Origin of the sequence: Microbacter sp. GSS18 (assembly GCA_029319145.1) — a bacterium.
GTDB lineage: Bacteria > Actinomycetota > Actinomycetes > Actinomycetales > Microbacteriaceae > Microbacterium.
Map to the genome: position 1 here is coordinate 2,041,757 of CP119753.1, position 11,887 is coordinate 2,053,643.

Consider the following 11,887-nt stretch of genomic DNA (forward strand, 5'->3'; position numbering starts at 1 on the left):
GGATCCGCGGGCGAGATTCGGGACATGCGACGCGAACGCTCCGAATCCGGGCGTGTTCCCCGAAATTCGGATGCTGCGCGCGGCCCGTCGCGCGGACGGCTCAGCCGGCGGCGCGCTCGGCGGCCTCCACGACGTTCGTCATCAGCAGCGCGACCGTCATCGGGCCGACGCCCCCGGGATTGGGCGAGAGCCAGCCGGCGACCTCCGCGACGTCGGGGTGGATGTCGCCGTAGACCTTGCTCTTGCCGGTCTCGGGGTCGTCCTCGCGCGTGACGCCGACGTCCAGCACGGCCGCGCCGGGCTTGACGTCCTCGGCGCGCACGATGTGCTTCACGCCCGCCGCGCCCACGATGACGTCGGCCTGGCGCAGGTGGTGGCCGAGGTCCACGGTGCCGGTGTGGGTGAGGGTCACGGTGGCGTTGTACTCGCGGCGGGTCAGCAGCAGTCCGATCGAGCGGCCGATCGTGACACCGCGGCCGACCACGACGACGTGCTTGCCCGCGAGGTCGTAGCCGTTGCGCACCAGCAGCTCGATGACGCCGCGCGGCGTGCACGGCAGCGGCGACGTGATGGGCGTGTTGACGTTGAGCACGAGCCGGCCGAGGTTGGTCGGGTGCAGGCCGTCTGCGTCCTTGTCGGGGTCGATGCGCTCGAGGATCGCGTCGGTGTCGAGGTGCTTGGGCAGCGGAAGCTGCACGATGTAGCCGTGGCATGCGGGGTCGGCGTTGAGCTCGTCGATGAGCGCCTCGACGTCGGCCTGCGTGGCGTCGGCGGGAAGCTCCTTCTGGATGGAGTTCATGCCGATGGCCTCGGACTGACGGTGCTTCATTCCGACGTACAGCTGCGATGCGGGGTCGGCGCCGACGAGGACCGTCGCGATGCCGGGCGTGATGCCGCGCTCCTTCAGCGCCGCGACGCGCGCCGTGAGCTCTTCCCTGATCGCGGCCGAAGCCGCCTTGCCGTCCAGAACCTGTGCCGTCATGATCTTCCTCCCTGAAGCGCGCACCCCATCATCGGCGTCGCACGGCGCCGGCGGCGTCGCGTCTTCCGATGAGCGGATGCCGATGCCCGGCGTTCGTCGTCGAACCGCCATCCTGAATACCTATGCTCATAGGTATTCTACGGTCGGTCGCGGCGAATCGCCAGCCTCGATGCCCGCCTACTGCGTGAGCCCCGGGTACAGCGGGAACGCCGTCGCGAGGGCGTCCACCCGCGCGCGGAGGGCCGCGATGTCGGCACCGGGCTGCAGCGCGAGGGCGATGATGTCGGCGACCTCGGTGAACTCCACGTCGCCGAATCCGCGGGTCGCCAGCGCCGGTGTGCCGATGCGCAGGCCCGACGTGACCATCGGCGGCCGCGGGTCGTTGGGCACGGCGTTGCGGTTCACGGTGATGTGGATCTCGTGCAGCAGGTCCTCGGCCTGCTTGCCGTCGATCTCGGCGTCGCGCAGGTCCACCAGCACCAGGTGCACGTCGGTGCCGCCGGAACGCACCGAGACGCCGGCGCCCGCGACGTCCGGCTGCGCGAGCCGATCGGCGAGGATCGCCGCGCCGCGCACGGTGCGCTCCTGCCGCTCGCGGAACTCCGGGGTCGCCGCCAGCTTGAAGGCGGTGGCCTTGGCCGCGATGACGTGCATGAGGGGCCCGCCCTGCTGGCCCGGGAACACCGCGGAGTTGATCTTCTTGGCGATGTCGGCGTCGTTGGTCAGGATGAAGCCCGAGCGGGGGCCGCCGATGGTCTTGTGCACCGTCGAGGACACCACGTGCGCGTGCGGCACCGGCGAGGGGTGGACGCCCGCGGCCACGAGCCCGGCGAAGTGGGCCATGTCGACCCACAGCAGCGCGCCCACCTCATCGGCGATCGCGCGGAACGCGGCGAAGTCGAGCTGCCGAGGGTAGGCCGACCAGCCCGCGATGATCACCTTCGGCTGGTGCTCGAGCGCGAGACGGCGCACCTCGTCCATGTCGACGACGCTGGTCTCGGGGTTCACGCCGTATGCGACGACGTTGTAGAGGCGGCCCGAGAAGTTGATCTTCATGCCGTGCGTGAGGTGTCCGCCGTGATCGAGCGAGAGGCCGAGGATCGTGTCGCCGGGGCGCGCGATGGCGTGCAGGACGGCCGCGTTGGCGGATGCGCCCGAGTGGGGCTGGACGTTGGCGAACTCGGCCCCGAACAGCGCCTTCGCGCGCGCGATCGCGAGCTCCTCGGCGACGTCGACCTCTTCGCATCCGCCGTAGTAGCGGCGACCCGGATAGCCCTCGGCGTACTTGTTCGTCAGCACCGAGCCCTGCGACTGCAGCACCGAGACCGGGACGAAATTCTCGGACGCGATCATCTCGAGGAACGAGCGCTGGCGCGTCAGCTCGCGCTCGAGGACCTCGGCGATCTCGGGGTCGACCTCGGCGAGCGGGGCGTTGAAGTGCGGATCGGTCATGGCGATCTCCTTGACTGCGGCTATGCGGGGGTCCGTGGCGGGGGACGTATCGGCCCAGGCGTGCGGTCGAATGCCGTAGTCGGTCGCTCCCCGGTGGTCACCCACCTCAACGCCAGTCGCGACACGACGAGCATAACGGATGCGGTCCGCTCGCGACCGGCCGACGGCGGCGGTAGGCTGACGTCATCCCTTTTGTTAGGACTCTTTACTTGGAGGCTCGGTGTCGCCCCTCTCGCTGGTCCCCGCCCCGTCGTCGCTCGAAGCCGGCGGCACCCCCTTCCGCCTCGCCGCGCGTACGCGCCTGGAGGGGGGCGCGGATGCCGCCGCCGAGCTGTCCCGGCTGATCGAGGCGCGCACCGGTCTGCGCCTCGGCGAGCCCGACGACGTCGACGCGGCGACCGCAGCCGGGGCGATCGACCTCTCCGTCGAGCCGGGCGGCCCGGCGGAGAGCTACCGTCTTCACGTCGCCGAGGACGGTGCGCGCATCGTCGGAGCGGACGCGGCCGGGCTCTTCTACGGCGTGCAGACCCTCGCCCAGCTCATCGAGCCCGACACCGAGGGGTGGATCGTCCCGGCCGCCGAGATCGCCGACCTCCCTCGCTTCGCCTATCGCGGGGTCATGCTCGACGTCGCCCGCCACTTCTTCGACGTGCCGACCGTCAAGGGGTTCGTCGACCGGGCGTCGTCGCTGAAGTTCAACGCGCTGCACCTGCACCTCACCGACGACCAGGGATGGCGCCTGCACCTGGACGCTCGGCCCGCTCTGACCGAGCGCGCCGCGGGGCTCTCGGTCGGCGGCGACCCGGGCGGCTTCTACACGAAGGACGACTACCGCGAGCTGGTGGCCTACGCGGCCTCGCGCCACATGATCGTCGTCCCCGAGATCGACATGCCCGGTCACACGCACGCGGTCGGACTGGCGTACCCCGAACTGGCCGAGGACCCGGTGCTCAGCGAGCACATCCTCGAGGTCGTGCGCGACTACGGCGGCCGGCCACCCGCCCCCGGCGTGCCCTACGACGGGCTGGCCGTCGGCTTCTCGTCTCTGCGCATCCGCGACCAGGCGACGTACGACTTCGTCGCCGACGTCTTCGGCGAACTCGCATCCCTCACGCCGGGCCCGTACCTGCACCTCGGCGGCGACGAGTGCCTGGGGACCGATCCGGCGGAGTTCGCGGAGTTCGTCGCGCGGGCGAGCGCCATCGTCGCCGACCTCGGCAAGACGCCCGTGACGTGGCACGAGGCCGGGGCCGCCGCCGGGCTGCATCCCGACACCGTCGGCCAGTACTGGGGGTACGTCACACCCACCGAGGGCATGGACGAGACCACGCGCGGCTTCGTCCGCCGCGGCGGGCAGGTGATCCTCTCCCCCGCCGACGCGGTCTACCTCGACATGAAGCCGAGGCCCGACGCGGAGCTCGGCCTGACGTGGGCGAACGGGGCGACGAGTGTCCGCCGCGCCTACGAGTGGGAGCCGCGCGACCTCATCTACGGGATCTCCGAGGCCGACATCCTCGGCGTGGAGGCCCCGCTGTGGACCGAGACGGTGCGCACGCCCGCCGACATCGACGCGCTGGCCTTCCCGCGCATCGCGGCCGCCGCCGAGGCCGCCTGGTCGCCGGCCACCGGCGACAGCGATCTGCGCACGTGGGAGTCCTTCCGCGACCGGGTCGCCGGACTCGCGGGCCTGTGGGAGGGCCTCGGCATCGGCTTCGACGGCGGCGATGAGATCGCGTGGGTGCGGTGATGTCCACCGTCATCCACTCGGTGCGCCTCGTCGACGCGGGATCGGTGACGCCCGACGCCTGGGTGCGCTTCGACGCCGGGCGCGTGGTCGCCACCGGCACCGGATCGACGTGGGAGCCCGCGGACACCGTCGTCGACGGCTCGGGATCGGCAGGCCCCGACGCGGTGCTGACCCCCGGCTTCGTCGACCTGCACGGGCACGGCGGCGGCGGGTGCAATCACGACGAGGGCGCGGATGCCGTGCGCACGGCGCGCGCCGTCCACCGCGCCCACGGCACGACGAGGGCGGTTCTGTCGCTGGTGACCGCCGCGATGGGCGACCTCGCCGAGCGCACCACCATGATCGCCGAGCTCGCGGCATCCGACCCCGAGATCCTCGGCTCGCATCTCGAGGGCCCGTTCCTCGACCCCGGCCACAAGGGCGCCCACACCGAGGGGCTGCTGCGCTCGCCCCATCCCGCCGACGTCGCGCGCCTGCTGGACGCGGGCCGCGGCACCATCCGGCAGGTCACGCTCGCGCCCGAACTCCCGGGTGCAGACGCGGCGATCGAGCGCTTCCGAGCGGCCGGCACGGTCGTCGCCGTCGGCCACACCGACGCCGATGCCGCCGACGCGCGCGCGGCGTTCGATGCCGGGGCCACTCTTCTCACACACGCCTTCAACGCCATGAACGGCATCCACCACCGCGCACCCGGCCCCGTCGCGGCGGCACTCGGCGATGACCGCGTCGTGCTCGAGATCATCGCCGACGGCATCCACGTCGACCCGGGGCTGATCGCGGTGCTGTTCCGCGTCGCCGGGGATCGGATCGCCCTGATCACCGACGCCATGTCGGCAGCCGGAGCCCCCGACGGCGCGTACGAGCTCGGCGGCCTGGCCGTGACGGTCCAGGACGGGACCGCGCGCCTGACCGAGGGCGGGGCGATCGCCGGATCCACGCTGACGCAGGACGTCGCCCTGCGTCATGTCGTCGACGCCGGCGTCGACCTGGCCACGGCCGTCGGCGCCCTCACCCGGACGCCCGCCCGCGTGCTGGGGATCGACGACATCGGCCGCCTCGCCGTCGGCGCGCGAGCCGACGCGGTCCTGCTGACGGCGGACCTCGCGGTGCGCTCGGTGTGGGTCGACGGCGCCGCCGTGCCGTGACCGGCTGCGAGGCGGCCGCCGCATTCCCCGCGATGCGACGGCCGCGTCCCCCCATCCCCCGAGGAACGCGGGGCCGAAGGGCTTCTCCCCCGAGACACCTCTTCGACCCCGCGCGTCCTGGATCGGGACCTCCAGGACGTCATCCGCCCGACGCCGCGCCCCCCGGCCCGGCCGGCGGAACGTTCCTCCACCCCATGAGATGCACGACCGGCCGATTCACAACGCGGTTTCGGGAAGATTGTTCGGAATCGGTCGCCGAATGCGCTCCAACACGCCCGACGACGCTGTTTCGGCCTGGCGAAACTGAGTGTCAGCCGTGAGAATGGTCCGACGGCGTGATGATCCCCCCGCATCGCGCGTCTCACGGGTGACGGTGTCGACGACGCCGACCGCCACGAGCCGACCGGAGACCCCCATGAGCCAGGAACTGGCCGCCGAGCGCCCCACCGCCGCGCTCGGCGACGCCGACCTGGTGCTGCGCACGCGCTCCGGCGACGCCGACGCGTTCGCCGAGCTGTGGCGCCGACACTATCGATCGGGCATCGCCGTGGCCCGCTCCGTGACGTCGTCGCTGGACCCCGACGATCTCGTGCAGGAGTCCTACACCCGCATCTACCAGTCGCTCCAGAGCGGCGGAGGCCCCACCGGGTCGTTCCGCGCGTACCTGTTCACGAGCATCCGCAACACGGCCGCGACGTGGGGGCGCGCCCGCCAGGAGACGGCGATCGACGCCATCGACGCGATGGAGGATCCGTCCACGTCCGACCAGGCCACCGCCGAGGCCCTCGATCGCAGCCTCACCAATCAGGCGTTCCGGAGCCTCCCGACGCGCTGGCAGGAGGTCCTCTGGTACACCGAGATCGAGCAGATGAAGCCCGCCGAGGTGGCGCCGCTGCTGGGCATGAAGGCGTCCGCCGTCTCGCAGCTGGCTCTGCGGGCGCGCGAAGGTCTGCGCGAGGCGTGGGTCCAGGCGCATCTGCGGTCGGTCGAGGACGGATCGCCCTGCCAATGGACGATCGAGCGCCTCGGCTCCTACGCCCGCTCGAACATCTCGCGGCGCGATCGACGGAAGATCGAGGAGCACCTCGCCGACTGCGCCCGCTGCACGATCGTCGCCGGCGAGGCGGAGGAGGTCTCGAACCGGCTCGCCCTCGTGCTGCTCCCGCTCACCGTCGGCATCGCGGGGACCGCCGGCTATCTGGCGTCGCTGCAGGGCGGCGCCGTTCCCACCATGGCCATGGCGGCGATGCCGCCGATCGTGACCGAAGGCGCGGCGGCGCCCCCGGTCGCCCCGGGCGCCGAGACCTCGGCGGCCGCTGCCGCGACGGGTTCGTCGAGCTCGATGGGGATGGGCGCGATGGTGAGCCTCGTCGCCGCCACGGTCGTCGTCGTGGGCGGTGTGTTCGCGGGCGCCGCGATGCTGGGGCCCGCCCACGACGCCGCCCCCGTTCCCGCGCCGGGTCCCGCCGATCAGCTCTCGATCGACGCGACCGTCGAACCGCCCGCCGACGCCGAGGAGACGGCGCCCGAGATCGTCGACGAGGCGGACGACGTCCCCGAGGCGCCGCCGGCTCCCCAGGAGCCGAGCGCACCCGAGGATGCCACGGACACGGTCGGCGCTGCGCCCGCTCCGGCACCCGCACCGGCGCCCGTCCCACCCGCCCACCCCGGAGACGAAGCGGATCCGGGCCCGGCCGACGAGGTCGCGATCGACGTGGGTCTGCCGGACGGCGTCCCGACCATCGTGTCGAGCTCGTCCACGATCGCGCCCGACGGCACCGTCACCGTCACGGTCGATCTGCAGGGCGAACCGGGGGCGACGGTGCGCGCGCGCACGCGCGGCGAGGAGACCGCGCGATCGAGCCTCGACGCCGCCGGGGACGGGCAGCTCGTCCTCTCGGCCGAGCCGTGGGAGCTGCTCGTGGGCACGCGGATCGAGCTGCGCTACGTCGCCGGCGACCTGCAGGGCCAGCCGCTGGGCGCGAAGCTCGCCGACCTGCTCTGAGCGGAGGCGGCGGGGCCGGCCGCCGTAGACTGGAGGCCATGTCCGACACCCCTCGCACCCCGGCCGATGCGGCCCCGCCGGCCGGGACGCGCGCTCCGCTGGCAGCCATCGACATCCTCGCCTTCGTCAGCGAGCTGTTCGCCTTCGTGACGCTCGCCATCTGGGGTTTCACGTCGTGGCCGCTGCCGTGGAACATCGTGGTCGGCATCCTCGCGCCGGTCGCGGCCGTCCTGGTGTGGGCGCTCTTCGTGTCCCCCCGTGCCGTCCTGGCCGTGCACCCGTTCGTCCGCGCGGTGATCGAGCTGCTGGTGTACGCCGCCGCGAGCATGGCGTGGTGGAGCATGGGCGCGACGTGGCTCGGGCTCGGCTACGGCGTCGCCGCCGTCGTCATCGGCGTGCTGGCGGGCCGGCGCCGGTTCACCTGATGACCGTCGACGTCGTCGCGCGGCTCCGCCGCCTTCTCGGCGACCGCGTCGACACGTCGCCCGAGGCGCTCGACGCCGCGCGCGCCGACAAGTCGGGGCACGCCGCGGCGGGTCGTCCGCTCGCCGTCGTGCACGCCGCCGGCGTCGAGGACGTCCAGGCGACGCTGCGCATCGCCACCGACACCCGCACCCCCGTCGTGACCCGCGGAGCCGGCACCGGCCTCGCCGGCGGAGCCATCGCCGGGCCGGGCGAGATCGCGCTGTCGGTGCGTCGCATGGACCGCATCCTCGAGGTGCGGCCCGACGACCTGATCGCGGTGGTCGAGCCGGGCATCGTCAACGCCGATCTGAACGCCGCGCTCGCGGAGCAGGGCGTCTGGTGGGCTCCCGATCCCGCCAGCCGCGACATCTCGACCGTCGGCGGCAACATCGCCACCGGCGCGGGAGGGCTGCTGTGCGCCAAGTACGGCGTCGTGCGCGATGCCGTCCTCGGCGTCGACCTCGTGCTCGCCGACGGCCGGCTCATGCACTTCGGCCACCGCACCGTCAAGGGCGTGACCGGGCTGGACCTGACATCGCTCGTGATCGGCTCCGAGGGGACGCTCGGGGTCGTCGTCGGAGCCACGCTGAAGCTGCGGCGCCGGGTCCCGGGCACGGTGTGCACGCTCGCGGCGACCTTCCCCGACGTGCGTGCGGCCGCCGTCGCCTCCGCGGCCGTGACGGCCTCGGGCGCGCAGCCGGCGATCATGGAGCTCATGGACGCCGCCTCGCTCTCGGCCGTCCACGCCCTGCTCCACCTGGATCCCCCGGCGGCCGGTGCGGCGCAGCTCACGATCCAGACCGACGGGCCGTCCGCGGCCGGCGAAGCGGACGCGATCGCCGCGGTGCTGCGCGCGGCGGGCGGCACCGTCGCGGTGTCGCACGATCCGGACGAGGGCGAGCGCCTGCTCACGGTGCGGCGCTCGATGCACGCGGCCATGGAGCGTCTGGGCACGACGCTCATCGAGGACGTCTCGGTGCCCCGCAGCGCGCTGCCGGCGATGTTCGACGAGATCGCCCGCGTCGAGCGCGAGCACGGCCTCGTCATCCCGACGGTCGCGCATGCCGGCGACGGCAACCTGCATCCGAACTTCGTCTTCGACCCGCCCGCGGACGACGACGACGGCATCGCCGCGGTCCCGGCGCACATCTGGGACGCCGCCGACGACCTCTTCCGCGCCGCGCTGCGGCTGGGCGGCACGCTCACCGGCGAGCACGGCATCGGGGTGCTCAAGCGCCGCTGGCTGGCCGACGAACTCGGCGACGACCAGTGGGAGCTGCAGCGCCGGATCACCCGCGCGTTCGATCCGCTGGGGATCCTCAACCCGGGCAAGGTGTTCGCCCCGTGAGCGGCGTCGTCCACGTCAGCGCGGCGGTCGTGGTCGCCGACGACGGCCGGGCGCTCGTGGTCCGCAAGCGGGGCGCACAGGTGTTCCAGCAGCCGGGCGGCAAGCCGGACCCCGGCGAGGACGCCCTCGCGGCCGTCGTGCGCGAAGTCGCCGAGGAGACCGGGATCGTCGCCGAGCCGAGCTCGTTCGAGCCGCTCGGACGCTTCAGCGACGCCGCGGCGAACGAGCCCGGACACCGGGTCGTCGCCGACGCGTTCCGCCTCCGCGTCGGCGCGGGGACCGCGATCGCCGGTGGCGAGATCGAGGAGCTGCGGTGGCTGGCCGAGACCGACGTCGACGACGCTCCGCTGGCTCCGCTCAGCCGAAACCACCTCATCCGCTTCGCCTGGCGCTGAGCCTTGTCCCCGCCGGTCAGCCGGACTCGTACGCGCGGCGGAAGTGCTCGTCGGGCACGACCCAGCGCTCGCCGTTCTCGCCCTCGACGATCCAGTCGCCGTCCTCCGCGTGCGCGGCGCCCTCCAGGGTCTGCACCGTCTGCGGCTCGGCGACGCGCGTCGCACGCACCGCCCCGCGGCGGCGGAAGCGGCCCTCGCCCGAGTTCTCGTACATGTCGGCGAACTCCGGCGGCCGCACCGACCACTCCCGCTCCCCGTCGCGCACGCGCCAGTCGCCGGGCAGCGCCTGCATCGCGCTCCCCGTCGACGTCGTCCAGGTCCACGACTCGTCGACGCGCTCCGCCCTGACCTCCCCGCGGCGGCGGTACGTGCGCCACTCCGGGCCCCCCGACTGCTCGTCGCCCATCGCCGGACGCGATGCGTAGCCCATGGCCCGCAGCAGCCCGAGTGCGTCGAGCACGGCGCGACGCGTCTTCGCGCGGCCGGTCTCGCCGAGCTCCTCCCACGGCACCAGCAGCGGATGCGTGCGCCGCGCGTCGTCCCGCCGGCTGCCGTGCCGCCATCCGGCCGCGAGGTGCCGGGCCCGCCAGGATTCGTGCTCACGCCGCGCCATCTCGTCGAGCTGGGCCTCCGTCGGATCCGTGTCGTCGGGATCGGCGCCCGGCGGCACCGGGCCCCAGGTGCGGCCGACGGCGACCGCGGACGACAGCGTCTCGCGCACGAGCCGGATGTTGCTGTCGCGGTAGAACTCGTCCAGCTGATCCCACGGCCGGCGGCCGGGGTTCGCCGGGTCGACGCCGTGGTCGTCCAGGAAGTTCTCGTGTGCGACGCGCGCCACCCGCTCCCAGCGGTCGGGGCGCCCGAGGTCGCCGATCGCCGCGGCGAACGGGTAGAGCCGCTCCATGACGGGCTCGTCCGGGATCGGACCGCCCTCGGCGACCTGCGCGTAGACCGGCCAGCCGGGGTGCGCGGCCGCGATCTCGGACGGGCTGAGCACGGGAGCGTCCTCGGCGGGGGCGATCATCACCGCGGGAGACGCGGCTCCGGCGAGCGCGGTGACCAGCCCGTGCTCGGCGTCGGCGTCGTCCAGCGCCTCGACATCCGCCCCCGCGTTGCCGAATGCCCGCTGATGCAGCGTGTGCCGTCGCAGCAGCGACGAGGCATCCGCTCCGACGATCACGACGCGCGGCGGCGGCGGGCCGGGCCGGCGCCGCGCGGCCCTCTCGCGGGCGCGCTGGGCCGCCTCGGCCGCGATGGCCAGCACCAGGTCGGATCCGCCGTGGACGGCGACGCGGTCGCAGCCGTCGTCCATCCACCGCGACACGAGCGCTTCGGCGGTCGCCTCGTATACGCCCACGGCATCCAGCGCCCAGCCGGGCCTGTCGACCTGCCGACGGCGCCAGAACTCGGCCACCCACACGTCGTCGATGCGGACGACGGCCCGGATGTGCTGCGGTCGTCCGCCCCGCACGGCGCGCAGCCGCGAGTCCAGGTGCTCGAAGCGGCTGAGGTTCGTGCCGGCGACGGGGCCCAGCAGGAACAGACCGCGCAGTGCGATGCGGTCCCCCCGCAGCACGCGCGTGCGCAGGGAGAAGATGCGCAGCGCCACGTCGGGCGTCTCCGACCATCGCAGCACGACGATTCCCGGGTGCCGCGGGTGAGGCGGCGGCGGGTCGTTCGGGTCGGCGCGCACCACGACCATCGTGCGCTCATCGAGCCGCGTGCGCACGCGCTCCGCGGCGGGCAGCGTGACGTCGAGCGGGCCGTCGACCACCACGCGCGAGCCCGAGCGACGCATGCGCAGCACGTCCAGCTGCGAGCGGAAGAGGACCGCCACGGCGGCGGCGAAGCCGATGCCCACCGTTGCGATGACGAGCATGCGCGCGGCCAGCAGCGCCAGCGGCGGCTCGGCGGCGCACCCCTCGACGACGCCGAAGACCTCCGGCACGACGCCGAGGAACAGCTCCAGCGCCCACGTCAGCGGACTCCAGAACGGCACCGCGTCGGCGGCGCACTCGACGTACGACACGAACGCCAGCCCCACGGCGGAGGTGCCCAGGATCCCGATCGCGACCAGCCGCCGCGTGCCGTAGCGGCGCGCGCCCGGCAGCGACACGAGCCAGCCCAGGAGGCACGCGAGAGCCGTGGCGACGGTGATCACCGCCCACGACGTGGGTTCCCAGAACTGCGACCACGGCGGCGGAGGCACCGATTCCGGCTGGAGCGCGGCGACGCCGAGCATCACCAGCACGGCCGCGCACAGCACCGCAACGACGATGATCGCGGCGCGAAGCAACACCCTGGAGCGCCGTCGGCTCATCCGCACCCCTTGCTCGGATCAAGCGCGA

The 11,887-nt window shown here is 73.5% G+C and carries 9 protein-coding genes and 1 riboswitch; of the genes, 6 read left to right on the forward strand and 3 right to left on the reverse strand.

All coding sequences use genetic code 11. From position 1 onward, the window contains the following. Window positions 1-100: 100 nt before the first annotated feature. Together P0L94_09550 and P0L94_09555 are read right to left on the reverse strand one after the other, a co-directional pair. On the reverse strand, window positions 101-982 hold the full coding sequence (locus tag P0L94_09550; protein WES62704.1) for a bifunctional methylenetetrahydrofolate dehydrogenase/methenyltetrahydrofolate cyclohydrolase: 882 nt from the start codon (window positions 980-982) through the stop codon (window positions 101-103). 177 nt (window positions 983-1,159) lie between these two features. After that, window positions 1,160-2,434, reverse strand: a complete 1,275-nt coding sequence (locus P0L94_09555) for a serine hydroxymethyltransferase (GenBank protein WES62705.1) — start codon at window positions 2,432-2,434, stop codon at window positions 1,160-1,162. Window positions 2,435-2,479: 45 nt separating this feature from the next. After that, window positions 2,480-2,564, reverse strand: a riboswitch (ZMP/ZTP riboswitch). A 90-nt stretch (window positions 2,565-2,654) separates the two neighbouring features. On the opposite strand from P0L94_09555, the gene P0L94_09560 reads away from it, so the two are divergent. The 6 genes from P0L94_09560 to P0L94_09585 all read left to right on the forward strand — a co-directional run bounded on the left by P0L94_09560 (window position 2,655) and on the right by P0L94_09585 (window position 9,539). Beyond that, window positions 2,655-4,181 carry a beta-N-acetylhexosaminidase gene (locus P0L94_09560; GenBank protein ID WES62706.1) on the forward strand — a complete coding sequence of 509 codons (1,527 nt, stop codon included), beginning with the start codon at window positions 2,655-2,657 and terminating at the stop codon, window positions 4,179-4,181. Beyond that, entirely contained in the window at window positions 4,181-5,326 is a 1,146-nt protein-coding gene (nagA, locus tag P0L94_09565) for an N-acetylglucosamine-6-phosphate deacetylase (protein ID WES62707.1), read from the forward strand. Before P0L94_09560 ends, nagA begins: the two co-directional genes overlap by 1 nt. 415 nt (window positions 5,327-5,741) lie before the next feature. Beyond that, window positions 5,742-7,331 (forward strand): sigma-70 family RNA polymerase sigma factor, encoded by a 1,590-nt coding sequence (locus P0L94_09570; GenBank protein ID WES62708.1) that lies wholly within the window; start codon window positions 5,742-5,744, stop codon window positions 7,329-7,331. 38 nt (window positions 7,332-7,369) lie between these two features. Then, window positions 7,370-7,756, forward strand: coding sequence for a YrdB family protein (locus P0L94_09575; GenBank protein WES62709.1), 387 nt, complete (start codon window positions 7,370-7,372; stop codon window positions 7,754-7,756). After that, complete coding sequence (locus tag P0L94_09580; protein ID WES62710.1) at window positions 7,756-9,144, forward strand: FAD-linked oxidase C-terminal domain-containing protein; 1,389 nt, start codon at window positions 7,756-7,758, stop codon at window positions 9,142-9,144. Before P0L94_09575 ends, P0L94_09580 begins: the two co-directional genes overlap by 1 nt. After that, window positions 9,141-9,539, forward strand: coding sequence for an NUDIX domain-containing protein (locus P0L94_09585; GenBank protein ID WES62711.1), 399 nt, complete (start codon window positions 9,141-9,143; stop codon window positions 9,537-9,539). The genes P0L94_09580 and P0L94_09585 overlap by 4 nt, the downstream gene beginning before the upstream one ends. A gap of 16 nt (window positions 9,540-9,555) precedes the next feature. Here P0L94_09585 and P0L94_09590 read toward each other — a convergent pair whose 3' ends face one another. Then, window positions 9,556-11,859: a RyR domain-containing protein gene (locus tag P0L94_09590; GenBank protein WES62712.1), complete on the reverse strand. Its 2,304-nt coding sequence runs from the start codon at window positions 11,857-11,859 to the stop codon at window positions 9,556-9,558. Between the last annotated feature and the right edge of the window lie 28 nt (window positions 11,860-11,887).